The organism is Ruegeria sp. YTSA144 (genome assembly GCF_059610125.1).
Map to the genome: position 1 here is coordinate 1,317,621 of NZ_JBXWNA010000001.1, position 26,342 is coordinate 1,343,962.

At 59.5% G+C, this 26,342-nt stretch carries 27 protein-coding genes; 18 read left to right on the plus strand and 9 right to left on the minus strand.

The annotated features are described in order from the left end of the window. Nucleotides 1–3: 3 nt before the first annotated feature. From AC2FF8_RS06620 to AC2FF8_RS06640, 5 genes are all read right to left on the minus strand, one after another. Entirely contained in the window at nucleotides 4–1,053 is a 1,050-nt protein-coding gene (locus tag AC2FF8_RS06620; RefSeq protein ID WP_496879230.1) for a HesA/MoeB/ThiF family protein, read from the minus strand. Next, the gene (gene dut / locus AC2FF8_RS06625) at nucleotides 1,053–1,508 is read right to left on the minus strand and encodes a dUTP diphosphatase (RefSeq protein WP_171641698.1); all 456 of its coding nucleotides are present in this window, start codon (nucleotides 1,506–1,508) and stop codon (nucleotides 1,053–1,055) included. Before dut ends, AC2FF8_RS06620 begins: the two co-directional genes overlap by 1 nt. Nucleotides 1,509–1,523: 15 nt before the next feature. Next, nucleotides 1,524–2,720, minus strand: a complete 1,197-nt coding sequence (coaBC, locus tag AC2FF8_RS06630; RefSeq protein ID WP_496879231.1) for a bifunctional phosphopantothenoylcysteine decarboxylase/phosphopantothenate--cysteine ligase CoaBC — start codon at nucleotides 2,718–2,720, stop codon at nucleotides 1,524–1,526. A 63-nt stretch (nucleotides 2,721–2,783) separates the two neighbouring features. Further along, nucleotides 2,784–3,608 (minus strand): ChaN family lipoprotein, encoded by an 825-nt coding sequence (locus AC2FF8_RS06635; RefSeq protein WP_496879232.1) that lies wholly within the window; start codon nucleotides 3,606–3,608, stop codon nucleotides 2,784–2,786. Further along, entirely contained in the window at nucleotides 3,605–4,483 is an 879-nt protein-coding gene (locus AC2FF8_RS06640; RefSeq protein WP_170346408.1) for an RNA polymerase factor sigma-32, read from the minus strand. The genes AC2FF8_RS06635 and AC2FF8_RS06640 overlap by 4 nt, the downstream gene beginning before the upstream one ends. Nucleotides 4,484–4,582: 99 nt before the next feature. Between AC2FF8_RS06640 and cobU the strand changes: the two genes are divergently transcribed. Genes cobU through AC2FF8_RS06660 form a run of 4 tightly spaced genes read left to right on the plus strand, consistent with a single transcriptional unit; the run spans nucleotide 4,583 to nucleotide 8,181 of the window. Then, a complete protein-coding gene (gene cobU, locus AC2FF8_RS06645; RefSeq protein WP_425078915.1) occupies nucleotides 4,583–5,104 on the plus strand; it encodes a bifunctional adenosylcobinamide kinase/adenosylcobinamide-phosphate guanylyltransferase in 522 nt (173 codons plus the stop codon). Continuing rightward, complete coding sequence (locus AC2FF8_RS06650; RefSeq protein ID WP_425078916.1) at nucleotides 5,101–5,679, plus strand: histidine phosphatase family protein; 579 nt, start codon at nucleotides 5,101–5,103, stop codon at nucleotides 5,677–5,679. The genes cobU and AC2FF8_RS06650 overlap by 4 nt, the downstream gene beginning before the upstream one ends. Nucleotides 5,680–5,737: 58 nt before the next feature. After that, nucleotides 5,738–6,619 (plus strand): glutathione S-transferase, encoded by an 882-nt coding sequence (locus AC2FF8_RS06655; RefSeq protein WP_496879233.1) that lies wholly within the window; start codon nucleotides 5,738–5,740, stop codon nucleotides 6,617–6,619. Nucleotides 6,620–6,666: 47 nt separating this feature from the next. Then, entirely contained in the window at nucleotides 6,667–8,181 is a 1,515-nt protein-coding gene (locus AC2FF8_RS06660; RefSeq protein ID WP_496879234.1) for a YifB family Mg chelatase-like AAA ATPase, read from the plus strand. Here the strand turns inward: AC2FF8_RS06660 and gshB are convergent. The 3 genes from gshB to rsmI all read right to left on the minus strand — a co-directional run bounded on the left by gshB (nucleotide 8,178) and on the right by rsmI (nucleotide 10,402). After that, the gene (gshB, locus tag AC2FF8_RS06665; RefSeq protein ID WP_496879235.1) at nucleotides 8,178–9,110 is read right to left on the minus strand and encodes a glutathione synthase; all 933 of its coding nucleotides are present in this window, start codon (nucleotides 9,108–9,110) and stop codon (nucleotides 8,178–8,180) included. The genes AC2FF8_RS06660 and gshB overlap by 4 nt on opposite strands. Nucleotides 9,111–9,171: 61 nt before the next feature. After that, complete coding sequence (locus AC2FF8_RS06670) at nucleotides 9,172–9,543, minus strand: YraN family protein (RefSeq protein WP_170346402.1); 372 nt, start codon at nucleotides 9,541–9,543, stop codon at nucleotides 9,172–9,174. A gap of 1 nt (nucleotide 9,544) precedes the next feature. Further along, complete coding sequence (gene rsmI / locus AC2FF8_RS06675; protein ID WP_170346401.1) at nucleotides 9,545–10,402, minus strand: 16S rRNA (cytidine(1402)-2'-O)-methyltransferase; 858 nt, start codon at nucleotides 10,400–10,402, stop codon at nucleotides 9,545–9,547. An 88-nt stretch (nucleotides 10,403–10,490) separates the two neighbouring features. Between rsmI and AC2FF8_RS06680 the strand changes: the two genes are divergently transcribed. From AC2FF8_RS06680 to murJ, 3 genes are read left to right on the plus strand one after another with little or no spacing between them, the layout of a single operon-like run. Then, nucleotides 10,491–11,651 (plus strand): penicillin-binding protein activator, encoded by a 1,161-nt coding sequence (locus tag AC2FF8_RS06680; protein ID WP_170346400.1) that lies wholly within the window; start codon nucleotides 10,491–10,493, stop codon nucleotides 11,649–11,651. Next, nucleotides 11,611–14,430: a [protein-PII] uridylyltransferase gene (locus AC2FF8_RS06685; protein ID WP_496879236.1), complete on the plus strand. Its 2,820-nt coding sequence runs from the start codon at nucleotides 11,611–11,613 to the stop codon at nucleotides 14,428–14,430. The genes AC2FF8_RS06680 and AC2FF8_RS06685 overlap by 41 nt, the downstream gene beginning before the upstream one ends. Next, complete coding sequence (murJ, locus tag AC2FF8_RS06690) at nucleotides 14,427–15,968, plus strand: murein biosynthesis integral membrane protein MurJ (RefSeq protein WP_496879237.1); 1,542 nt, start codon at nucleotides 14,427–14,429, stop codon at nucleotides 15,966–15,968. Before AC2FF8_RS06685 ends, murJ begins: the two co-directional genes overlap by 4 nt. Here murJ and AC2FF8_RS06695 read toward each other — a convergent pair whose 3' ends face one another. After that, complete coding sequence (locus AC2FF8_RS06695) at nucleotides 15,969–16,655, minus strand: rhomboid family intramembrane serine protease (protein ID WP_496879238.1); 687 nt, start codon at nucleotides 16,653–16,655, stop codon at nucleotides 15,969–15,971. Nucleotides 16,656–16,741: 86 nt separating this feature from the next. On the opposite strand from AC2FF8_RS06695, the gene trpS reads away from it, so the two are divergent. The 11 genes from trpS to AC2FF8_RS06750 all read left to right on the plus strand — a co-directional run bounded on the left by trpS (nucleotide 16,742) and on the right by AC2FF8_RS06750 (nucleotide 26,300). Next, a complete protein-coding gene (gene trpS / locus AC2FF8_RS06700; RefSeq protein WP_170346397.1) occupies nucleotides 16,742–17,770 on the plus strand; it encodes a tryptophan--tRNA ligase in 1,029 nt (342 codons plus the stop codon). Between the two features lie 59 nt (nucleotides 17,771–17,829). Then, complete coding sequence (locus AC2FF8_RS06705) at nucleotides 17,830–18,693, plus strand: branched-chain amino acid aminotransferase (protein WP_171616791.1); 864 nt, start codon at nucleotides 17,830–17,832, stop codon at nucleotides 18,691–18,693. A 77-nt stretch (nucleotides 18,694–18,770) separates the two neighbouring features. Next, nucleotides 18,771–19,226: a universal stress protein gene (locus AC2FF8_RS06710; protein WP_171634880.1), complete on the plus strand. Its 456-nt coding sequence runs from the start codon at nucleotides 18,771–18,773 to the stop codon at nucleotides 19,224–19,226. Nucleotides 19,227–19,235: 9 nt separating this feature from the next. Beyond that, nucleotides 19,236–19,829 carry a 2-hydroxychromene-2-carboxylate isomerase gene (locus AC2FF8_RS06715; RefSeq protein WP_496879239.1) on the plus strand — a complete coding sequence of 198 codons (594 nt, stop codon included), beginning with the start codon at nucleotides 19,236–19,238 and terminating at the stop codon, nucleotides 19,827–19,829. Nucleotides 19,830–19,898: 69 nt separating this feature from the next. Next, nucleotides 19,899–20,462, plus strand: coding sequence for a NifU family protein (locus tag AC2FF8_RS06720; RefSeq protein ID WP_170346393.1), 564 nt, complete (start codon nucleotides 19,899–19,901; stop codon nucleotides 20,460–20,462). Then, nucleotides 20,452–21,042: a tRNA (adenosine(37)-N6)-threonylcarbamoyltransferase complex dimerization subunit type 1 TsaB gene (gene tsaB / locus AC2FF8_RS06725; RefSeq protein WP_170346392.1), complete on the plus strand. Its 591-nt coding sequence runs from the start codon at nucleotides 20,452–20,454 to the stop codon at nucleotides 21,040–21,042. The genes AC2FF8_RS06720 and tsaB overlap by 11 nt, the downstream gene beginning before the upstream one ends. After that, nucleotides 21,039–21,473 carry a GNAT family N-acetyltransferase gene (locus AC2FF8_RS06730; RefSeq protein ID WP_170346391.1) on the plus strand — a complete coding sequence of 145 codons (435 nt, stop codon included), beginning with the start codon at nucleotides 21,039–21,041 and terminating at the stop codon, nucleotides 21,471–21,473. The genes tsaB and AC2FF8_RS06730 overlap by 4 nt, the downstream gene beginning before the upstream one ends. A 139-nt stretch (nucleotides 21,474–21,612) precedes the next feature. Beyond that, nucleotides 21,613–22,611, plus strand: a complete 999-nt coding sequence (locus AC2FF8_RS06735) for a BMP family lipoprotein (RefSeq protein WP_170346390.1) — start codon at nucleotides 21,613–21,615, stop codon at nucleotides 22,609–22,611. Nucleotides 22,612–22,706: 95 nt separating this feature from the next. Continuing rightward, a complete protein-coding gene (locus tag AC2FF8_RS06740; protein WP_496879240.1) occupies nucleotides 22,707–24,236 on the plus strand; it encodes an ABC transporter ATP-binding protein in 1,530 nt (509 codons plus the stop codon). 1 nt (nucleotide 24,237) lies between these two features. Beyond that, nucleotides 24,238–25,332 (plus strand): ABC transporter permease, encoded by a 1,095-nt coding sequence (locus AC2FF8_RS06745; RefSeq protein WP_152456858.1) that lies wholly within the window; start codon nucleotides 24,238–24,240, stop codon nucleotides 25,330–25,332. Next, entirely contained in the window at nucleotides 25,332–26,300 is a 969-nt protein-coding gene (locus AC2FF8_RS06750) for an ABC transporter permease (RefSeq protein WP_170346388.1), read from the plus strand. Before AC2FF8_RS06745 ends, AC2FF8_RS06750 begins: the two co-directional genes overlap by 1 nt. Nucleotides 26,301–26,342: the final 42 nt, after the last annotated feature.

The following is a 26,342-nucleotide window of genomic DNA, read 5'->3' on the forward strand; positions in this document are numbered from 1 at the left end:
AGGTTAATCGTTTGCCATGCCACAAACAGGGCAATCGTCCCGGCGGGTCAGAACAATCTTGCGGCTTTCGCCATACAGCGCATCATAGATCAGCATCTCGCCGCGCAGCGCCATGCCGGCGCCCGTTATTACCTTGATCGCCTCGACCGCCATCATCGACCCAACCACGCCCGGCAGCGGGCCGATCACACCGGCCTCGGAACAGGAAGGGGCCAGACCGGGGGCCGGGGCCTCTGGGAAGATACACTGATAGCAGGGGCTGCCATTGGCCGGGTCAAACACACTCAGTTGACCTTCCCACTGTGACAAAGCCCCCGATATCAGCGGTTTGCCCAGCGCGACGGCGGTTCGGTTGGCCAGATACCGGGTCTCGAAATTGTCGGTCCCGTCAAGGATCAGATCGAAATCTGCAAACAGATCGGTGGCGATTTCCTCGCTCAAACGGCGGTGATAGGGCAGAACAACGACGTTCGGGTTCTGCGCCTGCATCGCCTGCTGGGCCGAGAAGACCTTGGGCATTTCAATATCCGCATCGCGGTGAATGACCTGTCGTTGCAGGTTGGCATTCTCGACGACGTCATCGTCGATGATACCAATCGTGCCGACGCCTGCTGCCGCCAGATATTGCAGCGCAGGGGCACCCAGACCACCAGCGCCGATCACCAGAACGCGGGCTTTCTTTAGCTTTTTCTGACCAGGTCCACCCAGTTCACGCAAAACGATGTGGCGGGCATAGCGGTCCAGCTCGGTCTCGGTAAATCGGTCCGAGGGCATATTGGGCTCCGGGTCCGCAGATGAAACTGCACGGTTGCGCAAGGCTTTGAGTACTCTGCCATACAGCAAAGCCAGCGCCACGAAACCCACAAGGATCAGCCACAGCGCCGCAGACCCGCCGGTTGCTTCGCGAAGAGGGTGCCCATCCGGCAAGATCAGATGGGACAGTATGACGCCGGCCAGCAACACACTCACGGAAACCATGCGCGCTTTTTTCGACGTGCCGGCGATATAACCGACACCCCAAAGCCCCGCAGCCAGGATGAAAACCAACAGCATCAGCCGCGCCCGGTCGAGCCGAAACCGCCAGCCCCGCGATCGGTTTCGCCCAGCGCCTGAGCCAGTTCAAACCTGGCCTGCACCACCGGCGCGACCACAAGCTGCGCGATACGATCTCCGTGGGCGATCTCGAACCGTTCCTGGCCCGCATTCATCACGATCACGCCCAACGGCCCACGATAGTCGCTGTCGATGGTGCCCGGTGTGTTGGGCAGTGTAATCCCATGCTTCAACGCAAGGCCCGAGCGGGGCCGAACCTGAACCTCATACCCTTGCGGGATTTCAATGCGCAGGCCGGTCGGCACCAGCGCCCGCTGACCGGGGTCCAGCGTAATCGGCGCGCCGCCGGGCAGATTGGCACGCACGTCCGCGCCGGCCGCCCCCGAGGTTTCGTAAGAGGGAAGCGCCACGGCGGGGTCTGCCCCGTCTTCGCGGATCACCCGGATTGCAACCATGCCCTTGCCTTTCCTTCAGCCTGCCAACGCGTCCGCAATTTTCGCCGCCAGACGCCGGGCAACTTCGTCTTTGCCCATGCGGGGCCATTCCTCGGCCCCGTTGTCCGAAATCAGGATGACCGCATTTTCTGACCCGCCCATAATGCCTGTTGCAGGGCTTACATCGTTGGCGACGATCCAGTCGCAGCCTTTGCGCAGGCGCTTGGCTGTGGCGTGTTCGACCACATTGTCGGTCTCGGCCGCAAAACCGACAACCAACGGCGGACGGTTCGCTTCCATCCTGGAAACACGTTTCAGAATGTCCGGGTTTTCGGCGAATTCCAGTACCGGCAGGCCATCGCGGCTTTTCTTCAGCTTCTTGTCCGACGCGCTGGCGACACGCCAATCCGCGACCGCAGCCGCGAATATTCCGGCATCGACGGGCAGAGCCGCATCAACCGCATCAGACATCTGTTGCGCGGTTTCGACAGGTACGACCCGCACGCCCGCCGGGGGTGGCACATCTGCGGGGCCGGTCACAAAGATCACCTCGGCCCCCAATTCCGCCAGCGCCCGAGCCACGGCCGCACCCTGAGCCCCGGACGACCGGTTGGCTATATACCGGACCGGATCTATCGGTTCATGCGTCGGGCCGGACGTCACCAGCACTCGCCTGCCCGCCAAAGGCCCCGCAGACAACTGAGCCTCAACTGCCGCAACAATTTCCATCGGCTCGGACATGCGCCCCGGGCCGTATTCACCACAGGCCATGTCGCCTTCGTTCGGGCCCACAAAGCGCACGCCATCCGCTTGCAACTGCTTCAGGTTTCGCTGTGTTGCCGGGTGGGTCCACATCCGCACATTCATCGCGGGCGCACACAGAACGGGCGTGTCCGTGGCCATCAGAAGGGTCGAGGCCAGATCGTTGGCCAGCCCTGCGGCCATCTTGCCCATCAGATCCGCCGTTGCGGGGGCCACAACGATCAGATCCGCAGAGCGGGACAGTTGAATATGCCCCATCTCGGCCTCATCGGTGAGGTCAAACAGATCGCGAAAGCCTTTTTCACCTGCCAGAGCCGATACGGACAGCGGCGTCACGAACTCTTCCGCGGCGCGCGTCAATACAGGGGTTACGTCCGCGCCACGCTCGCGCAACCTGCGGATCAGGTCCAGCGACTTGTAGGCCGCGATTCCGCCACCGATAATCAGCAGAATGCGTTTGGATGACAGCATGTTCAGCCCTTCCTGTCCCGGTCGGCCCCGACATTAGGCAAGGCCCGCAGGTAGTTCCAGCGATTAATTCTGAACCTGAAAGGCCGCACAGGGGTCTTCGCGCTCGGCTGTAGGGCTGTCAATCACGATATCGAATTCTCCTTCGATCGCTCCATCTTCGGATTGTCCGACGGCCACGACTTTCCAACCTGGCTTGAGGCGCGAAAGATAGGTCGGTATGCCCCGATCCTTTCGCGCATGACCGTTTCCGGTGATCACGGCAACCGGACCCCCGGTTTCGTCCATCGCACGCACAACCGCACGGGCCAGCACAGCATCGCGCAGGCGCTGGATCGCAACCATCTGGGGCAGAATTTCAGCCGGAAGCGCATCGCAATGCGCCGCCAACTGGTCGGCCTCGCGCGCGGCCTGTTCCTCGGGCGAGAGAGGCACCGTCAGGCCATAACGCGCCGCGTCTGCACCCAACGCCGTGGCGGCCCCGCGTTCCATCGCGGCACGCGCGGCAGCACGCGGAACCATGGCCCCGTAAACCGGCGCGCCTGACGCCTCGAACACCGGATAATACATGCTGAGCGGAGGCCAGCCACTTTCAGCCCATTTCAGAATGCGGCTCAGCTCCTCTGGGTTGGACACAGCTTTCTGCGCGAGCCTTTGCGCGCCCTCTTCGGTGACCATCTCCCAGACGACGGCCGAGGGTGAAACAGCCTCGAGAGCTTCGGCCTGCACCAGATGATGCGTCGGGTTGTCGTGAACTTCTCCCAATATCACGACATCAGCATCCCGCATCACGGACATAGCATCAGCAGGAACAAGTCTTTCTGCCAGTCCCGGTCGCGTTGTCGCAACCGTAAGACCAAGAACACACGCAAGAATCGCAAACTGTTTCATGCGAGGAAGTGTTGCACCTCGCGCGACTGGGCTTCAAGGTTCTTGCGCATCTTCGCAAAGGCTGCGGCCTCAAGCTGTCGCACACGTTCTTTGGACAGGCCCAGCTCTGTTCCAAGGCTTTCCAGGGTTCGAGCGGGGTCTCGCAGCTTGCGCTCGCGCACAATGAAACGCTCGCGATCATTCAAGGCACTCATCGCCGTCAACAACCACTTGCGCAATTGTTCGGTATCATGGCTGTGCTCAACGGCCTCGGCTGCCTGTTCGCGGTCATCTTCCAGGGCATCGATCCACTCGCGCCCATCCTCATCAGCGGACTGAACCGCATTCAGCGAAAAATCAGAGCCGGACAGGCGGCCTTCCATCATCTCAACGTCGCGCAGCGGCACGCCGATTTCCGTGGCGATCATCTGATGCAACTGATGACGGTCCAGTTCCTGACCTTCGGTGGCGGCTTCCCGTTCCAGCCGGGCCTGAACACGGCGCATGTTGAAGAACAGCGATTTCTGAGATGAGGTTGACCCGGTCCGAACCATCGACCAGTTCCGCATCACGTAATCCTGAATGCTTGCCTTGATCCACCAAACGGCATAGGTCGAAAAACGCACGCCGCGATCCGGATCGAACTTGTCCGCGGCCTTCATAAGGCCAAGGCCCGCTTCCTGAATGAGATCATTCATCGGCGCGCCATAGCGCTTGAACTTGGCCGCCATCGAAATCGCCAGACGCATGTAGGCGGTGATCAGACGGTGCAACGCCTTTTCATCACGCTCATCACGCCAGGCATAAGCCAGTTTCAGTTCAGTTTCCGCATCCAGCAACTCGGCCTTCATTGCTTGCCGGGACATCGAAAAGTCCGTCGCATTATCCAGTGCCATAAACCTCTCCCCTGTTTGCAGGTACTGGTCAGACTTGCCTTGCCGACCTATGACCTTTACGCAAAACAGCACCAATCGGATCAACTATAGGTAAGTATTGTGTCGCCGGATTTAACCTTGGTTCTGGGCGGGGCCGCGTCGGGCAAGTCGGTTTTCGCCGAAGAACTCGTTGTTTCTCGGGGGAAAAGCCAAGTTTATCTTGCGACATCACAAGTGTTTGATGACGAGATGCGCCAGAAGGTCGAGCGCCATCTCGCGCAACGCGGCGACGGTTGGACCACGATTGAAGAGCCCTTCGATCCGGGGCCGGTTCTGGCCACGTTGTCGCCCGATCAGATTTGCCTGATTGACTGCGCCACCATGTGGCTGAGCAACCACCTGTTGGCCGAAACCGATCTGGAAGCCGCACAAACCGCCCTGCTTGAAGCATTGCGCGCATGCCCGGCGCAAATCGTGATGGTCTCGAACGAAGTTGGCCACGGTATTGTCCCGGACAACGCCCTGGCCCGGCGGTTTCGCGAAGCCCAGGGGCGGCTGAACATCGCGCTTGCAGCGCAGGCCGATCTGGTGGTGCAGATCACCGCCGGGTTGCCTTTGGTTCTGAAAGGACAATTGCCGTGACGCGTCTTCACCTTGTCCGACACGGGCCGACACATGCGAAAACCATGGTCGGCTGGTCCGACCTGCCCGCTGACCTGAGCGATACAGCCGCACTGAACCGGCTGCACGACCATTTGCCGCCCGAGGCGCTTGTGATCTCGTCCGATCTGTCACGGGCAGTTGACACGGCAACGGCCATCCAAGGCCAACGTCAACGTCTTCCTCATCACCCGGGCTTGCGGGAAATCCATTTTGGTCGCTGGGAGTTGCGCGGATTTGCCGAAATCGAAGCAGAAGACCCGGAACTGGCCTTTGCCTATTGGGACAACCCCGGCGATGTCCGCCCGCCGCAAGGTGAAAGCTGGAACGAGGTCCGCAATCGGGTCGACGCGGTGATCGACACGCTTGTTTCAGCACATTCAGGCCGCGATCTGGTCATCGTTGCGCATTTCGGCGTTATCCTCACCCAGGTACAGCGCGCCCTTGATCTGGATGGACAACAGACTTTTTCACACCGAGTCGACAACCTGTCGGTGACGGATATCCTGATCGACGCAGGTAGGTGGTCCGTCGGTACAATCAATCACCTTCCGTGAACAGACCCCGCACAAATCACTGTTTTACCGGGCTGTGGACCTGCGGCATCGTCTGCGTATGACATATGATTTGTATATCGGCGACCGCCTCTTCTCCAGCTGGTCAATGCGTGGCTGGCTGATGCTTGAGAAATTCAACCTGCCCCATAGAAGCCACATGATTGGCCTGTATTCGGGCACCATGACACAGGATATGGCTCCCCTGGCTCCGGCTCGACTTGTGCCCGCCCTGCGCCTGCCGGAAGGAACTGTGGTCGGCGAAAGCCTGGCCATGGCTGAAACCCTGGCCGAGCACCACCCTGATGCCGGGTTGTGGCCATCAGATCCCGCCGCCCGGGCAACCGCCCGCTGGCTGTGCGCCGAGATGGTGGCAGGGTTCGGTGCCCTACGAGGCGAATGCCCGATGCAATTGCTGCATGTCTGGCAGGGTTTCGACCCATCGGATGAAACACTGGCAGATCTGGCGCGTATCGAAACACTCTGGGACCGTGCGCGCACAGTGTCCGGTGCGGAACAAGGCCCGTTGTTTGGCGCGTATTCGCTGGCGGACGTGTTTTACACACCTGTCGCAGCGCGGATCATCGGATATGGACTGCCAGTTTCAAGGGCCAACCGAACCTATTGCCTGGACCTGTTGTCAGACCCCGCCGTCAGACAATGGCGCGCAATGGGCCTGACCGTCAGATACGACCCTTTTCCCTATCGTCAGGACTTGCCGTCCAAGCCCTGGCCGATCGGAGGGGTTTCAACCGCCAAGCCGGTCTCCGGCCCGTCAATCAACCAAGTTTGCCCGTATTCCGGCAAACCCGTCGTGGAGTTTCTGGAGTTGGACGGCAAATGCTGGGGCTTCTGCAATCCGTTCTGCCGCGACAAAACCGTTGCAGATCCCGACGCGTGGCCCAAATTCGCTGCCTTGCGCGCAACCGTTAACGACTCTTAAACCACAACCATGGCAGCAACGTTCTGTTAACCAAGAACAGGACTGCCATGGTTGCCCGCGCCCACACTGTTGCCTTTCAAGGGGTCGAAGCCCGCCCGGTCGAGGTTCAATGTGCCGTATCGCCCGGCTTGCCGGCCTTTTCCATCGTGGGCCTTCCCGACAAGGCCGTATCCGAAGCCCGCGACCGTGTCCGCAGCGCGCTGAGTGCGATGGCCATCGCCCTGCCCTCGAAACGAATTACGATCAACCTGTCTCCTGCGGATCTGCCCAAGGAAGGCAGCCACTTCGACCTGCCCATCGCGGTCGCGCTGTTGTCTGCGCTCGAAATCATCCCGGCCGATGCCGCCGAAGGAACGGTTGCACTGGGAGAGTTGTCGCTTGATGGCTCTTTGGTGCCTGTTGTCGGCGCCCTGCCCGCGGCCATGACGGCAGCGTCCGAGGATCGCATGTTGCTATGTCCCAAAGCCTCCAGCGCCGAAGCGGCATGGGTCGACGCCACTCAGGTTATCGGCGCGGGTTCCCTGGGCGATGTCGTCCGCCATTTCTCGGGACAGTGCCCTTTGCCAGCGGCACAACCCGGCGAGGTGAATCTGACGCCCAGCATGCGGGATCTGCGCGATGTAAAGGGACAGGAACGTGCCAAGCGCGCCCTGGAAATCGCGGCAGCCGGACGTCACCATCTGATCATGATCGGTACGCCGGGATCGGGCAAATCCATGCTGGCTGCACGGCTTCCGGGCATCTTGCCTCCGCTCACGGCGGTCGAAGCGTTGGAAACTTCGATGATCCAGTCCCTGTGCGGGTTGCTGGACGAAGGCGGCATCAACCGCACCCGTCCTTTTCGGGAACCGCATCATACGGCGTCGATGGCAGCCATTGTCGGCGGCGGCAAAGGCGCCAAGCCCGGTGAAATCTCACTGGCGCATAACGGCGTGCTGTTCATGGATGAGTTCCCCGAATTTCCGCGTACGGTTCTGGAAACCCTGCGCCAGCCAATTGAATCCGGCGAAGTCATGGTGGCGCGGGCCAATGCCCATGTGAAATACCCCTGCCGTTTCATGCTGGTGGCCGCTGCGAACCCATGCAAATGCGGCTACCTGACGGATCCCTCACGAGCTTGCTCTCGCGCACCCGGCTGCGGCGAGGACTATCTGAACCGTATCTCGGGGCCCCTGATGGACAGGTTCGACCTGCGGATCGAAGTTCCGCCTGTGGGCTTCACCGATCTTGATCTGCCCCCATCCGGCGACAGCTCGGCGACAGTTGCCGCGCGGGTTGAAAACGCCCGCGCCCTTCAGGCAGAGCGGTTTCGGGGAATGCCAAACCTGCGCCAGAATTCCGACGCCGAAGGCAAGGTTCTGGAACAGATCGCAACACCTGACGCCGAAGGAAAAGCGGTGTTGCTGAAAGCAGCCGATCAGTTCGGGTTATCGGCACGTGCCTTTCACCGCATCCTGAGGGTGGCGCGGACGATCGCCGACCTGGACGGTTCAGCCGACATCCGCAGACCACATGTGGCAGAGGCGCTGAGCTTTCGCATCAGCGCCCGGGTCATGGCTTAGACCTTGGCTTCAATCGACTGCCAGATCTTCTCGGCGATGTTCACGCCGTCGAACCGTTCCAGCTCTTGAATACCGGTGGGCGAGGTCACGTTGATCTCGGTCAGGTAGTCGCCAATGATGTCGATCCCGACAAAAATCTGACCTTTTTCTTTCAGCAGCGGCCCGATGGCGGCGCAGATCTCCAGATCACGCTGTGACATACCGATCTTTTCCGGGCGACCGCCCACATGCATGTTTGAGCGCGTTTCGCCCGCGGCCGGCACCCGGTTGATCGCGCCGACAGGTTCGCCATCCACCAGGATCACCCGCTTGTCGCCATTGCTGACATCCGGCAGGAATTTCTGCACGATCAGAGGCTCGCGCGAGAACCCCGTGAACAGCTCGTGCAGAGAGGTCAGGTTGCGGTCATTGGCATCCAGTCGGAACACGCCCGCGCCGCCATTGCCATAAAGCGGCTTGAGGATGATGTCGCCGTGCTTTTCCTTGAACGCCTTGATCGTTTTTATGTCACGGGCAATCGTTGTCGGCGGGGTCAGGTCGGGAAAATCCAGAACCAGCAGCTTTTCAGGATAGTTCCGAACCCAGAACGGGTCGTTGACCACCAGCGTTTGCCCTTTCAGGCGGTCCAGCAGATGGGTCGACGTGATGTAATGCATGTCAAAGGGTGGATCCTGACGCAGCCAGACCACGTCGAAATCCGCCAGGTCAACTTCACGTTCGGGGCTCAGAACCGCCGGATCGCCGGCGACCCGCTGTACGGTCATGTCATGGCCACGCGCCGTGATACGACCTTCCTGATAGGCCAGTTGATCCGGCCCATAGAAAAACAACGAATGACCGCGCGCCTGCGCCTCTTCCGCCAGACGGAATGAGCTGTCGGCGTTGATGTCCACGGCCCCGATCGGGTCCATTTGAAAGGCGATTTTCATGGCGTGTCCCTCAGTTTCACGCAAGATACATGGCCCAGCAGGCCTGAGGGTTCAATGGGGCTTAGGCGTGACCGAAGGCGTTTTCGATGATTTGAACCGCGCCAGTGCCATCGACCAGTGCCGCGTCAAAACGGACATCTGTCAGCTGTCCACCCGGTTCGTTTTCCAGATATTGCGCGGCTGAAGCACAGATTCGGTCAATTTGTCTTTGACTGATCCGGGCCGCAGCCTTTTCGAAACTGGAGCTTTTCTTGACCTCGATGAACACAAGCCCGTCACCGTCCCGCGCAATCAGATCGATTTCGCCACCGGCGCCCCGCCACCGGCGATGCGCAATTGCAAAGCCCCGGCGCTCGTAGTCCGTGGCGACCCGAAGTTCAGCCGACTGCCCCGCCTGATGGGAAACCAAGCCCTGAATTGCACGCCGCCCCATGTCATCCCTTTCCCAGTTTCAGAGCTTTCTGGTAGATCGGACGGCGCGGCAGATCATACATTTCTGAAACAAGATCCGCTGCGTCCCGAACCGAGTGGGTTTCCAAAGCTCGCTTCAAAGCCTCTTCTACGTCGGCTTCGTTAACACTTTGCGAATGGCTGCGGTCTACCAGCAGAACAATCTCGCCCTTCACCGGTTTTTCCTGAATATCAGTTGCCAGATCGGCAAGGCTTCCACGGCGGATTTCTTCGAACTTTTTCGTCAGTTCACGACACAAAGCCGCCTGACGGTCTGCCCCCAGGCATTCGGCAAGATCTGCAAGACTGGCCGAGACGCGTTTCGGGGATTCATAGAACACCAAGGTGCCTGGTATGTTTTTCAACGCCTCAATCCGGGTCCGGCGTGCGCCCGATGCATTGGGCAAGAAACCTGCGAAAAAGAATGAATCCGTAGGCAGACCCGCCAGGGTCAGCGCTGTTATGGCGGCGGATGCCCCGGGCGCACAGGTCACCATATGCCCGGCTTCGGCCGCCTGCTTGCCCAGATCATATCCCGGATCAGCGATCAGTGGCATACCCGCCTCGGATGCATAGGCGACCGATTGCCCCTGTGCCAGGGCATCCATAAGTCTGCCACGCGCCCCGGCGCCGCTGTGATCATGGTAGGCCTGGATATGCCGACCCTCCAGCGGGATGCCATGGATTTCCATCAACCGCCGCAGGCTCCGGGTGTCCTCCGCCGCTATCACATCAGCCGATGCCAGAACATCCAGCGCCCTGAGCGTAATATCGCGCGCGGCTCCGATCGGAGTGGCAACAAAATACAGGCCCGCAGCCAATCTGATCTTTTGGAAATTCAAAGCTGGACCCTCACAGCGTGACGTTTATTATCGCGGCGCAACAGAACAGAAGCAATCACAGCCGCCGGATCAGGGAGTTTTCATTTAGATGTTTACCGTTTGCAAGCCCGTAAGCAAGCTGGCGAAAGCCGCCATTGCCCTGACGACAGCAGCATTTCTGGCCGCTTGTGAACCCGGCGGCGTTGGGGGTGGCCCTTCGATTGACACGTCGAACCCTGTTCCGGTTGCTTTGCTGGTTCCCCGCTCGGGCGACGCCGCGCTGGCGCAGAGCCTTGAGAACGCGGCCCGTATGGCGATGTCCGATCTGCCCAACGTCAAAATCGACCTGCGTGTTTACGATACCGCAGGAAACCCAACCACGGCGACGGCGGTGGCCCAGCAGGCCGTTGCCGAAGGGGCCAAGATCATCGTCGGCCCTGTCTACGCCCAGGCGGCAAACGCTGCCGGACTGGCGGTGCTGAACAAAAACGTCAATGTTCTTTCGTTCTCGAACAACACCAGCATTGCGGGTGGCAACGTATTCGTGCTTGGGCCGACCTTTGAAAACACCGCCAACCGGCTGGTCAGTTTCGCAGGTCGGCAAGGCAAAGCAAACATGGTTATCGTGCACAGCAATGATGCTGCGGGGCAAGTGGGACAATCTGCCATCGCCAATGCTCTGGCAAACAGCCGCGTCAACAATGCCGGAACCGTCGGATATGACCGGTCGCAACAGGGTGTCATCAACTCGGTTCCCACCATCAAGGCCACCGTCGATTCGACAGGGGCGGACTCGATTTTCATGACGGCCACGACTGCGGGTGCCTTGCCGCTTTTCTCGCAATTGCTGCCTGAGGCCGGCGTTTCACCCGCGACGACACAATTCATCGGCCTGACCCGTTGGGATATCCCACCGCAGACGCTGGAACTGCCGGGCGTGCAGGGGGGGTGGTTTGCCCTGCCCGACCCATCCAAAGCACAAGCCTATCGTCAACGGTACAACGCGACGTATGGCGAAGCGCCTCACCCGATCAGCGGTCTGGCCTATGACGGCATAGCGGCGATCGGTGCCTTGGTCAGTCAGGGCAAGTCCAATGCCCTGACCGGTGCTGCCTTAACTCAGAATGCCGGTTTCCAGGGCGTTGGCGGTATCTTCCGCCTGCGTCCAAACGGCACCAACGAACGCGGCCTTGCCGTAGCGACGATTCAGAATAAACAGGTGGTTGTGATTGACCCTGCCCCGCAAAGCTTCTCTGGTGCCGGTTTCTGAGCGATCGGGCGAGACCATGGCGCCGGATGGCGCGCTGATTTGCCCTGCCGAAAACATCTTTGACAGCGTCAGCGTCAATGATGCGCTGGCCGAGGTGTTCGAGACCTGCTCTGACAACAGCAAAATGCGCTCTGAAACAGTGCGCATTCTGCGCGACGCTCAGAAAGCGGGTCGCAAAGCCATTGCCGATGCCTTCAGCGAGCGTCCGTTCGACGCGCGCGCGCTGACCCGTTCCTATACCTACCTGACGGACCAGCTGGTCGGAACCGCGATGCTGGTCTCCAGCACGCGCCTGCATCCGATTGCGACACCAACTCAGGGTGAAAAGATCGCTGTTCTGGCCGTTGGCGGGTACGGGCGCGGTGAAATGGCGCCGTCCTCCGATGTCGATCTGCTGTTTCTGACCCCCTACAAAATCACCGCCTGGGCCGAGAGCGTCATCGAATCGATGCTTTATATCCTTTGGGATCTCAGGCTCAAGGTCGGGCATTCCTCGCGCACGATCAAAGACTGCCTTCGGCTGGGCACCGAGGATTTCACGATCCGTACCGCAATGCTTGAACAACGCTATCTGGCGGGCGACAAGGCGCTGGCCGACGAGCTTGAGCGACGGCTGAAAACCGAGCTGTTCAAGGGAACCGAACGGGAATTCATCGAAGCCAAGCTGAATGAACGCGATGAACGGCACCTGAAACAAGGGGAACGATACAAGGTCGAACCCAACGTGAAAGAAGGCAAAGGGGGGTTGCGCGACCTCCAATCCCTCTACTGGATTGCAAAGTACATCTATGGCGTTCAGGACGTGGCCGAACTTGTGCCTTTGGGTCTGTTCACCCCGGAAGAGTTCAAGACCTTCGTTCAGGCCGAAGAATTTCTTTGGGCCGTTCGTTCGCATTTGCATCTGGTGACAGGCCGCGCCACCGAACAGCTGACCTTTGACATGCAGGTCGAGGTCGCAGCGCGCATGGGCTATGAGGATCGAGCCGGTCGCCGTGCGGTCGAAGTATTCATGCAACGCTATTTCCGCGAAGCCACACGTGTGGGCGAGTTGACGCGGATTTTTCTGACAAAGCTTGAGGCGCTGCACGTGAAAGGCGCGCCATTGCTGGAGCGCATTTTCCGCAGACGCCGGCGGGTCAAAGCCGGATACAAGGTTGTTCACGGCCGTCTGGACGTAGCAGACCCTGACAAATTTCTGTCCGACAAAGTGAACCTTCTGCGCCTGTTCGAAGAAGGCTTGCGAACAGGAATGCTGATCCATCCGGATGCCATGCGTCTGGTGGCGGCAAATCTGCATCTGATCGACGACGAAATGCGCAACGACAAAGAGGCGCGGCGCATCTTTCTGGACTTGATGCTGAAACACGGAAATCCGGAACGGGCTTTGCGGCGGATGAACGAACTGGGTGTGCTGTCCGCCTTCCTGCCCGAGTTCGAGCCCATCGTGGCAATGATGCAGTTCAACATGTACCACAGCTATACGGTGGACGAGCATACCATCCAGTGCATCGTGAACCTGGCCCAGATCGAACGCGGAGAGTTGATTGAATCCCTGCCTCTTGCATCGTCGATTCTGCAAGGTGGGGTCAATCGCAAGGTGCTGTATGTCGCCCTGTTGCTGCATGATATCGCCAAAGGACGACCCGAGGATCACTCGATCCTTGGGGCACAGATCGCACGCAAGGTCGCGCCACGATTGGGTCTGAACAAAGCGGATTCGGAGACGGTGGAATGGCTGGTGCGCTATCATCTGCTCATGTCCGACATGGCACAGAAACGTGACATTTCAGACCCCCGCACAGTGCGTGATTTTGCCAAAGCAGTCCAAACAGTCAAACGACTGGACCTGTTGACCGTTCTGACCGTCTGCGACATTCGCGGCGTGGGGCCGAATACCTGGAACAACTGGAAAGCCACGCTGCTGCGTGCCCTTCACGCTGAAACCAAGCGCGCGCTGGAAACCGGGATGGAGGACCTCAACCGCGCCAATCGCGGGGCCGAGGCAAAAAAAGCCCTGCGCGCCGAGTTGGCAGCCTGGTCCAAGGCCGACCTCAAATCCGAGACAGGGCGCCACTACGACCCGTATTGGCAGGGTCTCAATCTGGCTACACATGTCGAGTTTGCGAACATGCTGCGTGCGCTGGAACAAAGCGGCGACCCCGGCGCGATGGAGATCCGCCTGCAACCGGACGAGGATCGCGACGCAACCCGAGCCTGTTTTGCGATGGGCGATCACCCCGGTATCTTTGCCCGCATTGCCGGCGCGCTGGCCCTGGTCGGCGCGAATGTCGTGGATGCGCGCAGCTATACCACCAAAGACGGCTATGTCACCGATGCCTTCTGGATTCAGGACGCCGAAGGGCACCCGTTTGAAGCCTCGCGCCTGCCACGTCTGACGCAGATGATCCACAAGACACTGCGCGGCGAAGTCGTTGCGAAGGAGGCGTTGAAATCCCGCGACAAGATCAAGAAACGCGAGCGTGCCTTCAACGTCCCGACGCATATTACCTTCGACAATGACGGTTCTGAAATTTACACGATCATCGAAGTGGACACCCGCGACCGGCCGGGCCTGCTGTTTGATCTGACCCGCACCCTCGCCGCAGCCAATGTTTACATCGCCAATGCGGTGATCGCGACCTATGGCGAACAGGTGGTCGATACGTTTTACGTCAAGGATATGTTCGGCTTGAAGTACCATTCGGAAAGCAAGCAACGTGGGCTCGAGGCCAAGCTGCGCAAGGCAATCACCGAAGGCGCCGAGCGTGCAGCGTCATGAAGCAAATACGCTTGGTCTCGGGCCTGTTCACGGTCGGTTTCTGGACGCTGGCCAGTCGAATACTGGGGTTTCTGCGGGAAATTCTGCTGACCGCCTTCATCGGCCCCGGGCCGGTGATGGATGCTTTCGTGGCGGCCTTTCGCCTGCCGAACATGTTCCGCCGATTTTTTGCCGAAGGCGCGTTTAACGCAGCCTTTGTGCCCATGTTCTCGAAACGGCTGGAAGCGGATGAGAATCCACAGGGCTTCGCGCAGGATGCGTTCAACCTGCTGGCCGTGGCCGTTCTGGCGCTGGTCGGGCTGGCCATGGTCTTCATGCCCGGCCTAGTGTGGCTGACAGCCGAAGGGTTTTATGGCGATGAACGGTTCGATCTGGCCGTGGACTATGGCTATGTCGTGTTCCCGTATATCCTTTTCATGTCCTTGGCGGCCCTGTTCTCGGGCGTATTGAACGCAACCGGCAGGTTCGCCGCGGCCGCAGCGGCACCTGTTTTGCTGAACATCTTTGCCTGCACCGCGCTGATCGCCGGGGCCTTCTCGGGCGGTGAGGTGATACGATGGCTGATCTCGGTCATTCCGGTCGCCGGCGTCGCGCAGCTGGTACTGGTCTGGGTAGCGACCGAGCGTGCCGGTATCCGCATACGCCCCGGCCTGCCCCACCTGACGCCCGAGATGCGCCGGATGGTCCGCATCGCGGTTCCGGCCGCCTTGGCCATGGGTGTTACTCAGGTCAATCTGGTGGTGGGGCAATTGGTGGCGTCCAAAACTGAAAAAGCCGTGAGTTGGCTGTTTGCCGCGGATCGCCTGTATCAACTGCCTTTGGGTGTGGTCGGAATCGCCATTGGCATTGTCCTGCTGCCCGACCTGTCCCGCCGTCTGCGCGCCGACGACAAGGAAGGAGCCCGCAACGCGTTTTCCCGCGCCGGGGAATTCATGCTGCTGTTGACGCTGCCCTCGACCGTGGCGTTCCTGATCATCCCGAACCCGCTGGTTTCGGTGCTGTTCGAACGGGGACAGTTCAGCCCCGAGGATACCGCTGCGACAGCGCTGGCGGTCGCGATCTATGGCATCGGTCTGCCTGCATTCATGCTGCAAAAATTGCTGCAACCACTTTTCTTTGCACGCGAGGATACGCGTTCCCCGTTCCGATATGCGGTGGTCGCAATGGTGGTGAACGCGGCACTGGCGTTTGGCCTGTTTCCGCTGGTGGGCTGGATCGCCCCTGCGATTGCCGCGTCAACTGCCGGCTGGGCCATGGTTGTTCTTTTGGCGATCGGCGCACGTCGCATGGGCGAAGAAGCGCGTTTCGATGACCGTTTCAGGGCACGTGCGGGCCGGATCGTTCTGGCCTCGGTCGGGATGGGCGCGGTCTTGTTTGCAGCGACCCACTTTTATGGTTGGACGCTGGACATTCCCGGCTGGCGCTATCTTGCGCTTTTGACCCTGATCGTGGTCGCCGCCGTTTCGTATTTCTGCCTGGGTCATGTCCTGGGCGCGTTCAAACTGTCAGAGTTCAAACGCGCCTTGCGCCGGTCCTGATCAATCACGGCGGATGCGCCCGACAATTCGGGCCCAGGCCCCCGGCGCCACCAGAAATGACATGCCAAAGCCGGTGGCAAACCCGCCCAGATCAGCAACCCATTCCGCGTTGCCGCCGAAGATCAGACCAAACAGGAACTGTATGCCCATCAGAACGGCGATCAGTTGGAACGCCCTTGCCTGATTTGCCCCCACAAGCGACAGTTTGCGCCACAACAACCACGTGAATGCTCCGATCAGCCCGTAAACAGGTGGGAACCCTCCGATCAGGGGATAGCGAGGATCAAGGAGAACGGCATAGGTCAACGCACCGCCAATCCCCGAGACGACGAAGATCAGCAGCATGGGAAAGCCCCCGAATACCTCTCCGACCATCTTGCCCATCGCCAACACAAAGACGCAGACAAAAACCGCCTGCGTGAAATTGGCGGAGACAAAGGGATAGGTCACGAACCGGATCACTTGGTCGAACGGCCAACGCCCGTTCAGCACCATCCAGTCGAAAATATCCGCCGAGAAGGCATAATGCTGTATCGCGTCCAGGCGCCAGCCGACTGCCGCTGGCCCCCCGACCAGCCCCCGCGCGCCCAACGTGAAGACAAGCTCAATGCCGATGATGAACAGAACCAGCGCCACCACGACCGGTGGCAGGGGGTTCACAGGCGGTGTGTAATGATCGCTGCTCATTGGGCTGGCCTTTCGCGGCTGTTGACGTCCCTTTGCCTCATGGGTAAGCGACGGAGGCTAGTTTTTCCAGATGGGAGTTCCCTTTGATGACCGAGACCCATTTCACGCCGCGAGTGTTTTCCGGCGCACAGCCTTCGGGCAACCTGCACCTCGGCAATTATCTCGGTGCGCTTCGGAACTGGGTTAGAATGCAAAGCGAGGAGTTTGAAACCATCTATTGCATGGTCGATCTTCATGCAATCACGGTCTGGCAAGATCCAATCGAGTTGCAGCATGCAACGCGGGAGCTTTGTGCCGGTTACATCGCTTCTGGACTAAACCCCGAAAAATCGATTTTGTTCAATCAAAGCCAAGTGCCGGAACACGCGCAACTGGCTTGGATATTCAACTGTGTTGCGCGTATGGGTTGGATGCAGCGCATGACCCAGTGGAAGGACAAGGCGGGCAAGAACCAGCAGAACGCTTCGCTTGGCTTGTTTGCCTATCCTGCCCTGATGGCAGCCGACATTCTGATCTATCACGCAACCCACGTGCCAGTCGGGGAAGACCAGAAACAGCATCTTGAGTTGACCCGCGACATCGCCATCAAGTTCAACAATGATTTCGGCGTCGATTTCTTCCCCGTCACCGAGCCGGTGATCGAAGGTGCGGCCACACGGGTCATGAGCCTGAGGGACGGATCCAAGAAGATGTCGAAATCCGATCCATCGGATATGAGCCGGATCAACCTGACGGATGACGCCGAAGCGATTGCCAAGAAAATCCGCAAAGCCAAGACCGACCCCGATGCTCTGCCGTCAGAAGCCGAAGGGCTGGAGGACCGCCCCGAGGCGCGTAACCTGGTCAATATCTACGCGGCCCTGAGCGATCAAAGCATCGAGCAGGTTCTGGCCGATGTTGGCGGCAAGCAGTTCGGTGACTTCAAACCGATGCTGGCCGATCTGGCAGTGGCGAAACTGGCCCCGATTTCGACCGAAATGTCACGTCTGATGGGGGATCAGGCCGAGATCGACCGGATTCTGGCCCGCGGTGCCGAGCGCGCACGTGAAATCGCGGCTCCGATCCTGCAAAAGACCTACGAAATCGTGGGCATGGTCGGCGCTGGATCACGCTGATTGCGCTGGACCTTCGCCTGACGCCCTCCTAGGGTTTGCCTGAATCAAAGGAGGGCGTCATGGCAACCGGCACGAACATCCGGACCTATTTTCAAGGCCAATGGCATGAGGGGGACGCCCCCATCATGCGCGCGGCGGATCATGGCGCCTGGCTGGGATCTTCGGTCTTTGACGGCGCGCGGTATTTTGACGGGGTGGCCCCGGATCTGGAGGCCCATTGCGCGCGGGTGAACCGCTCAGCCGAAGCCTTGATGCTGACGCCGACCATGACGACCGAACAGATGGTCGAGTTGGTACGCGAAGGGTTGCAGGCCTACAGCCCGGACACAGCCGTTTACATCCGCCCGATGTATTGGGGTATCGATGGTGACAGCACGGCCATAGTTCCGCAGGAAAACAGCACAGGTTTTGCAATCTGCCTGGAAGAAATCCCAATGGCCCCCGAAACCGCGTCGGTCACTCTGTCGACCACGCGCTTCCGCCGCCCGGTTCTGGAAAGCGCGGTCGTAAACGCCAAGGCCGGGTGCCTTTACCCCAACAACGCCCGCATGCTGCAAGAGGCGCGCTCGAAAGGCTTTTCCAACGCCCTGGTGGCCGATGCGATGGGGCATGTGGCGGAAACGGCGACGGCCAACATCTTCATGGTGAAGGACGGCGAAGTCTTTACACCGATCCCGAACGGAACTTTCCTGGCCGGCATTACCCGAGCACGGCATATCAAAAACCTGCGCGCGGATGGTGTAAAGGTCCACGAAACGGTTCTGAGCTTCGAGGATTTCCACGAGGCCGACGAGGTCTTCATGTCCGGCAACATGAGCAAGGTCACACCGGTAACTGCGCTGGAGGACACGCAATTTCAGGTGGGTCCTGTTGCTCGCCGTGCCCGCGCGCTCTATTGGGATTGGGCTGCAAGTGAACGCTAGCGCAATGCCCCAGGCTTGCCCGAGTTGCCAGCGCGCGATCGGTCGGGCATGATCCCGGAAACCTAAAGAGGATACCCATGCGTAAGTTCCTAGTCGTTCTGGATGACAGCCGCGAATGCCTGAACGCGATGCGGTTTGCCGCGATGCGGGCCGCCCATACCGGAGGTGGTGTGACGGTCCTTTCTGTCATCCCGCCTGACGAATTCAATCACTGGATCGGGGTGGCCGAAACCATGCGTGAAGAGGCCCGCGAACGTATCCACGCGCATTTCGAAGTGTTTGCCAAATGGATGCGGGACAAACAGAACGTGGAACCTGAACTGGCCATTCGCGAAGGTGATCCCGTGCCAGAGATCATCGAACATGTTCAGTCCGATCCCGAGATTGGCGTTCTTGTTCTTGGGGCGGGGACCGACAAGAAAGGTCCCGGTCCGTTGGTGACTCAACTGACAAAGAACTCGGGGAGCCTGCCGATTCCGATCACGATCGTTCCAGGCAATCTGAGCAAAGAGAAACTGGAAGAAATTACCTGAGGAGCGGCGATGGCGAAGACGATACAGTTCTGGTTCGAATTCGCCTCGACCTATTCCTACCTCAGCGCGATGCGGATCGAAGCAGCCGCGCAAGACAAGGGCGTCGCCATTGAATGGCACCCGTTCCTATTGGGTCCGGTTTTCGCGGATCAAGGATGGCGCACCTCACCTTTCAACCTGTATCCGGCCAAAGGGCGGTACATGTGGCGCGATATGGAACGCCTGTGCAAGGCGCGCGGGCTTCCTTTCGCAAAGCCTGATCCGTTTCCGCAGAATTCGCTCAGGACAGCGCGTCTGGTTCTGGCCATCGAGGATCATCGGGAACGGGCGGCGTTTGTTCGGGCTGTCTACAGCGCCGAATTCGGCGCCGGGCAGAATATCTCAGAGGACAGCGTACTGACCTCCTGCCTCGACGAGGCAGGGTTGCGCGGCAGCGTGATGAACCGCGCAGGGGACAAGGACATAAAAGAGGCCCTGTTCGAACAATCTGCCCGCGCCAAGGCGCTTGGCCTGTTTGGTGCACCAAGTTTTCTGGCCGGGGAAGAGTTGTTCTGGGGCGATGACCGTCTGGATGACGCGCTCGAATACGCCTCGACAATTTAGAATCGTTCCAAATCTTGACTTCCCGTGCGCCTGCGCGCATATCAGAAGCACATCAGACGGAGCGCCCTCATGTTCATCCAGACCGAATCCACCCCCAATCCGGCCACGTTGAAATTCCTGCCCGGCCAAACGGTGCTGGAAGCTGGAACAGCGGATTTCCCAACTGCGGAAGCGGGCGAAAAATCCCCGCTGGCCAAGCGCATATTTGCAGTCAACGGTGTGGCTGGCGTGTTCTTCGGCAATGATTTTGTCACCGTCACCAAAACGGAAGACGTACAGTGGGACCACATCAAACCGGCCATTCTTGGCGCGGTGATGGAACATTATCAATCCGGCCAGCCCGTTATGGGAGCAGATTCCGCCGGGGCCTCGGGCCATGCCGAGCACTCTGGTGAGGACGCTGATATCGTCAACCAGATCAAGGATTTGCTGGACAGCCGTGTGCGCCCTGCTGTGGCTCAGGACGGGGGTGACATCACGTTCCACGGATTTGATCGCGGCGTGGTCTATCTGCACATGCAGGGGGCCTGCGCAGGTTGCCCGTCTTCGACATTGACCCTGAAGATGGGTATCGAAAACCTTCTGCGCCATTACATTCCGGAAGTGACCGAGGTTCGCCCTGTTGCCGTCTAACCCTACGATTCTGGCGTTTGACACATCGGCCGCGCATTGCGCGGCCGCTTTATTGCGCGATGGCAAGATCGTGACGTCCCATGCCGAAGCGATGTCACGCGGACAGGCCGAACGATTGATTCCGCTGTTGGAAGACGTTCTGGCTGAAGCCGGATGTGACTGGGCTGGTCTGGACGCAATCGGCGTTGGGATAGGGCCCGGCAACTTCACCGGCATTCGCATTTCGGTCTCAGCCGCGCGGGGTCTTGCACTTGGGCTCGAAATCCCTGCGGTCGGGGTATCCGGCTTCGATTCCCTGCATGAATTGGCGAAAGAAGGGCAGATACCGGCGATCCCCGCCCCGCGCGACCAGGTTTATGTGAAAATGCCCGGTGCCGATCCGTGTCTCTTGCCCCGGGCCCAAGCGGAACTTGGCGGGCCGTTGTATTCCTGCTCTGACCCTGCCTTGCTGGCACAATCCATCGCCCTTGTGGCCGCGCGGCGCTGGGATCGTACCAGTTTGCCGCCGGCACCTTTGTACGTCAGGCCTGCCGACGCGGCTCCGTCCCGTGATACACCCCCTGTGCTGCTGAACGAATGACACCGCACGAGATGGCATCGACTCATGCCGCTGCGTTTTCGCAATCGCGCGGCTGGACAGAAGATGAATTCGCCGACCTTCTCGAAAACCGCTTTACTCATGCGGCCGGAGATTCCCGGTGTTTTGCCTTGTTTCAGGTGATAGCGGGCGAAGCCGAGTTGCTGACAATTGCGACCCACCCTTCGTTTCAACGGCAGGGCCTGGCACTTCGACTCATGCAGGAATGGCATGATCAGGCAATCGTTTTGCAGGCAACGCGTGCCTTTCTGGATGTCGCGGCCGACAACATTGCGGCCATTTCCCTGTACAATCGATGCGGATATCGGCAGTGCGGGCTGCGCAAGGCGTACTATGCGCGCGAAACGGGCCAAAAAACTGATGCACTTGTAATGGAATGCTGCCTGCCCCAACGGCAATCGCCCGTTTCTTAGACCATTTGGTCAGAATTCAGTTGACCATGGTGGTTGCAAACCCCCTTAATACCCGCCATCACAACAGTTATGCTCGCTAAAAGTGGGTGAACGGGGCTAATCTGACCCTGTGCCAACAAAATAATATTGGGAGACTGAAATGACCCTGATGAAATCCTTGATGGGTGCTGCCGCTGCGGTCGCAATGTCAGCCGGAGCGGTTCTGGCCGAGCCGGCGGTGATCTTTGACCTGGGCGGCAAGTTCGACAAGTCCTTCAACGAGGCCGCCTATAACGGCGCGCAGCGCTGGGCGAATGAAACCGGCGGCAAGTATCTGGAAATCGAAATTCAGGCAGAACCGCAGCGCGAACAGGCCCTGCGCCGTTTCGCGGAATCCGGTGCAAATCCGATCATCACCATGGGGTTCGGAATCGCTGACGCCCTGGCCGCTGTTGCAAGTGATTACCCCGACACCAAATTCGTCGCGGTTGACGTGACTTGGCTGGACGCTCCAAACATCCGCCAGATCGGCTTTGCCGAGCACGAAGGTTCTTACCTGGTCGGCATGATGGCCGCCATGGCGTCGAAAACCGGCACCGTTGGTTTCATCGGAGGCATGGACATCCCGTTGATTCGCCACTTCGGCTGCGGCTATGCCCAGGGCGCGAAGGCCGTGAACCCGGACATCAATGTTGTCGCCAACATGACTGGTACGACTCCTGCCGCCTGGAACGATCCTGTAAAAGGTTCGGAGTTGACGAAAGCACAGATCAGCCAGGGTGCTGATGTGATTTACGCCGCGGCCGGCGGAACCGGCGTTGGCGTTCTGCAAACTGCGGCTGACGAAGGCATCCTGTCGATTGGTGTGGACAGCAACCAGAACCACCTGCACCCAGGCAAGGTGCTGACTTCGATGCTGAAGCGTGTGGACGTTGCTGTTTATGAAGCGATGAAAGCAGGCGAAAACGTCGAAACCGGCGTTTTCATCATGGGTCTGGCCGAAGATGGGGTCGGCGTTGCCATGGATGAAAACAACAAAGAGCTTGTTTCGGTTCGCATGAGCGACGCTGTCGACGAAGCCCGCAAGGCGATCATCAACGGCGACATCGAAGTTGTAAGCTATTACGAGAACGACAGCTGCCCGGCACTGCAGTTCTGATAACGTGCGGGGCGGGAGAGTGCCTTCCGCCTCGCCACCCACTTCGCCATCCGAGCGGACAGCCGGATGGCTTTCTCGGCAGTTGAGGGCAAGACATGACCGTCCCAGCCATTGAGCTCAAAGGGATATCCAAGGCCTTTGGGCCAGTTCAGGCCAACAAAGACATCTCGATCAGCGTTGCACCCGGTACGATCCATGGGATCATCGGTGAAAACGGCGCAGGCAAATCCACGTTGATGAGCATTCTCTTCGGCTTTTACAAAGCCGACAAAGGTGAGATCTGGATCAATGGGACCAAGACCGACATCCCGGACAGCCAGGCGGCCATCGCCTCGGGCATCGGGATGGTGTTCCAGCATTTCAAGCTGGTGGAAAATTTCACCGTTCTGGAAAACATTGTACTGGGCGCCGAGGATGGCGGGCTGCTGGCGCCATCACTGGCAAAAGCCCGCAAAGAGCTGAAAGAGCTCGAGGAAGAGTACGAGCTGTTCGTCGATCCCGACAAGCGTATCGACGAGATCGGCGTGGGGATGCAGCAGCGGGTCGAGATCCTGAAGGCGCTGTACCGCAAGGCCGAAATTCTGATTCTGGACGAACCGACCGGCGTGTTGACCCCTGCCGAGGCCGATCAGCTGTTCCGCATCCTCGACCGGCTGCGGTCCGAGGGCAAGACGGTCATCGTGATCACCCACAAACTGCGCGAAATCATGGAAAACACCGACACGGTATCGGTTATGCGGCGCGGGCAAATGACGGCGACTGTCAAAACATCCGAGACCAGTCCCGAGGAGCTGGCCGAACTGATGGTCGGCCGCAAGGTTCTGCTACAGGTCGACAAGGTGCCCGCGACGCCCGGCAAACCCATCCTCGAGATCGAAAATCTCAGCGTTTTTGATTCGGCTGGCGTTGAACGGGTCAAAAATATCGACCTGACCGTGCGCGCAGGTGAGATCGTCGGCATCGCCGGCGTGGCCGGCAATGGTCAATCCGAACTGCTGGAAGCTCTTGGCGGAATGCGTCCCGGACAGGGCACGATCAAGCTGAACGGCGAACCGCTGGCACTGAGTGGGGCCGGATCAGATGGTCAGGCCCGCCGCGCGCAACATATCGCCCACGTGCCCGAAGACCGGCAGCGCGAAGGCCTGATCATGGACTTCCACGCCTGGGAAAACGTGGCCTTCGGATATCACCGCGACCCGGCCTACAAACGCGGTATCTTCATGGACAACGCGGCGTTGCGCGCCGATACCGAAGCCAAGATCCAGAAATTCGACGTCCGCCCGCCCAATCCCTGGTTGGCAGCCAAGAGTTTCTCGGGCGGCAACCAGCAGAAAATCGTTGTCGCGCGCGAGATTGAACGCAACCCTGACCTGCTGCTGGTCGGGCAACCCACGCGGGGCGTGGACATCGGCGCCATCGAGTTCATTCACAAACAGATTGTTGCGCTGCGTGATCAGGGCAAGGCAATCCTGCTGGTATCGGTCGAGCTGGAAGAAATCTTCTCGCTCTCGGACCGGATCGCGGTGATGTTTGACGGACATATCATGGGAGAACGCCTGCCCCATGAGACAGATGAAAAAGAACTGGGCCTTCTGATGGCCGGTGTTGCGGGAGAGGCCGCGTAACATGGAAAAAATGCCTAAATGGGCCGATGTCATTCTGATCCCGCTGATCAGTCTGATACTGGCCGCAATCCTTTCGGCGCTGGTCATCCTCGCCATCGGCGAAAACCCTGTCGAAGCCGTAAAATTGATGGTCACCGGTGCGCTGGGATCGACCTATGGCTGGGGCTATACGCTCTATTACGCGACGAACTTCATGTTTACCGGTCTTGCGGTGGCCGTCGCCTTCCATGCCCGTATGTTCAACATCGGGGGCGAAGGCCAGGCGATGCTGGGCGGGCTGGGCGTGGCCATGGTCTGTCTGTATGTCGACTGGCCGCATTGGAGCATTGCCTTGCTTGCCGCCTGCGCGGCATCGATGCTGTTCGGCGCGCTCTGGGCGGCCATTCCGGCCTATCTGCAAGCAAAACGCGGCAGCCATATCGTGATCACCACGATCATGTTCAACTTCATCGCCGCTGCTTTCCTGAATTACATGCTGGTCAATGTCATGCGCCCCCAAGGGTCGCAGGACCCGGCCACCGCGCGGTTCTCTGAAAGCGTGCATCTGCCCTCTTTCCAGGAAATGTTCTCGACCGCAGAGAACGTTGTTTTCCGAGGCGCCCCAGCGAACATCACCTTCTTCATCGCGTTGCTTGCCTGCGTCGTAGTCTGGGCACTGATCTGGCGCACGCGTCTGGGTTATGAAATCCGGGCTTATGGCCATTCCGAGACCGGCGCTGTCTATGCCGGTATTTCACCTGTGCGCATCACGATTGTTGCGATGCTGATTTCCGGCGGGCTGGCGGGGCTGATGGCCATCAACAATGTCATGGGCGAAGCCGAGCGACTTGTTATGAACTCGACTGAGGGCGCGGGTTTCATTGGCATCGCCGTGGCTCTGATGGGGCGTTCACATCCGTTCGGTGTGTTTCTGGCCGCGCTCTTGTTCGGGTTTCTGTACCAGGGGGGCGCCGAGCTTGCGCTGTGGGCTTCGATCCCGCGGGAACTGATCGTGGTCATTCAGGCCCTGGTCATCCTGTTCACCGGCGCATTGGACAACATGGTCCGAATGCCGCTTGAAAAACTGTTCCTGGGTATGCGGAAGAGGGCTGAGTGATGGAAATCTTCGTAACCCTCATTCAGGTTCTGGATTCGACCATTCGCCTGTCTACGCCGCTGCTGCTTGCCTGTCTGGCCGGTCTGTTTTCAGAACGGGCCGGGATCTTTGACATCGGCCTCGAAGGCAAGATGTTGATGGCAGCGTTCTTTTCGGCTGCCATCGCTGCTGTTACTGGGTCGGTTTGGCTGGGCTTGCTGGCTGGTATTGCGTCCTCGTTGTTGCTGTCGGGTCTGCATGGGCTGGCATCCATCACCTTCCGGGGCAACCAACTGATATCGGGTGTGGCCATCAACTTTCTGGCCTCGGGTCTGACTGTTCTGGTCGCCCAAAGCTGGTTTCAGCAGGGTGGGCGGACACCATCGCTGTTTGGCGGCGGCCGGTTCGAACCGATCAACTTCCCATTCGCCGAGTCCCTCAGCGGTGTGCCGATTATCGGCCCCATCTATTCCGAACTGCTCTCGGGCCACTCGATCCTGGTTTATGTCGCGTTCCTGATGGTTCCGGCCACCTGGTGGATTCTGTATCGCACCCGGTTCGGTCTGCGCCTGCGGGCGGTGGGTGAGAACCCTGCCGCAGTGGACACTGCCGGTGTTTCAGTGATTGGCCTGCGGTTCGCCGCTGTCGCCATCTGCGGTGTGCTGTGCGGTATTGCAGGCGCCTATCTGGCCACGGCCTTGCAGGCAGGGTTTGTCAAGGAAATGACCGCCGGTCGTGGCTTTATCGCCTTGGCCGCGCTGATCTTTGCCAAGTGGCGCCCGTGGCATGCCATGTGGGCCTGCTTGCTGTTCGGTCTGCTGCAAGCGATCGCGCTGCGGTTCCAAAATATCGACCTGGGTGGCGTCGTGATTCCCGTGCAGGTGATGGACGCCCTGCCCTATATCCTGACGGTGGTGATTCTTGCCGGGTTCGTCGGCAAAGCCATTCCACCGCGGGCGGGCGGAGAACCCTACGTCAAAGAGCGCTGATAAGGCCAGTTCCGAACTGAGTTTCAGTCCTGTTCGCTGCGG

Coding starts and splice junctions, on each gene's coding strand:
- AC2FF8_RS06620 (WP_496879230.1), bottom strand. CDS start 1,053: ATGCTGTTGGTTTTCATCCTGGCTGCGGGGCTTTGGGGTGTCGGTTAT.
- AC2FF8_RS06720 (WP_170346393.1), top strand. CDS start 19,899: ATGTTCATCCAGACCGAATCCACCCCCAATCCGGCCACGTTGAAATTC.
- AC2FF8_RS06730 (WP_170346391.1), top strand. CDS start 21,039: ATGACACCGCACGAGATGGCATCGACTCATGCCGCTGCGTTTTCGCAA.
- AC2FF8_RS06635 (WP_496879232.1), bottom strand. CDS start 3,608: ATGAAACAGTTTGCGATTCTTGCGTGTGTTCTTGGTCTTACGGTTGCG.
- AC2FF8_RS06640 (WP_170346408.1), bottom strand. CDS start 4,483: ATGGCACTGGATAATGCGACGGACTTTTCGATGTCCCGGCAAGCAATG.
- gshB (WP_496879235.1), bottom strand. CDS start 9,110: ATGAAAATCGCCTTTCAAATGGACCCGATCGGGGCCGTGGACATCAAC.
- AC2FF8_RS06695 (WP_496879238.1), bottom strand. CDS start 16,655: ATGAGCAGCGATCATTACACACCGCCTGTGAACCCCCTGCCACCGGTC.
- AC2FF8_RS06655 (WP_496879233.1), top strand. CDS start 5,738: ATGACATATGATTTGTATATCGGCGACCGCCTCTTCTCCAGCTGGTCA.
- AC2FF8_RS06680 (WP_170346400.1), top strand. CDS start 10,491: ATGTTTACCGTTTGCAAGCCCGTAAGCAAGCTGGCGAAAGCCGCCATT.
- AC2FF8_RS06740 (WP_496879240.1), top strand. CDS start 22,707: ATGACCGTCCCAGCCATTGAGCTCAAAGGGATATCCAAGGCCTTTGGG.
- AC2FF8_RS06705 (WP_171616791.1), top strand. CDS start 17,830: ATGGCAACCGGCACGAACATCCGGACCTATTTTCAAGGCCAATGGCAT.
- AC2FF8_RS06660 (WP_496879234.1), top strand. CDS start 6,667: ATGGTTGCCCGCGCCCACACTGTTGCCTTTCAAGGGGTCGAAGCCCGC.
- AC2FF8_RS06715 (WP_496879239.1), top strand. CDS start 19,236: ATGGCGAAGACGATACAGTTCTGGTTCGAATTCGCCTCGACCTATTCC.
- trpS (WP_170346397.1), top strand. CDS start 16,742: ATGACCGAGACCCATTTCACGCCGCGAGTGTTTTCCGGCGCACAGCCT.
- AC2FF8_RS06710 (WP_171634880.1), top strand. CDS start 18,771: ATGCGTAAGTTCCTAGTCGTTCTGGATGACAGCCGCGAATGCCTGAAC.
- AC2FF8_RS06735 (WP_170346390.1), top strand. CDS start 21,613: ATGACCCTGATGAAATCCTTGATGGGTGCTGCCGCTGCGGTCGCAATG.
- AC2FF8_RS06750 (WP_170346388.1), top strand. CDS start 25,332: ATGGAAATCTTCGTAACCCTCATTCAGGTTCTGGATTCGACCATTCGC.
- AC2FF8_RS06745 (WP_152456858.1), top strand. CDS start 24,238: ATGGAAAAAATGCCTAAATGGGCCGATGTCATTCTGATCCCGCTGATC.
- murJ (WP_496879237.1), top strand. CDS start 14,427: ATGAAGCAAATACGCTTGGTCTCGGGCCTGTTCACGGTCGGTTTCTGG.
- coaBC (WP_496879231.1), bottom strand. CDS start 2,720: ATGCTGTCATCCAAACGCATTCTGCTGATTATCGGTGGCGGAATCGCG.
- AC2FF8_RS06670 (WP_170346402.1), bottom strand. CDS start 9,543: ATGGGGCGGCGTGCAATTCAGGGCTTGGTTTCCCATCAGGCGGGGCAG.
- dut (WP_171641698.1), bottom strand. CDS start 1,508: ATGGTTGCAATCCGGGTGATCCGCGAAGACGGGGCAGACCCCGCCGTG.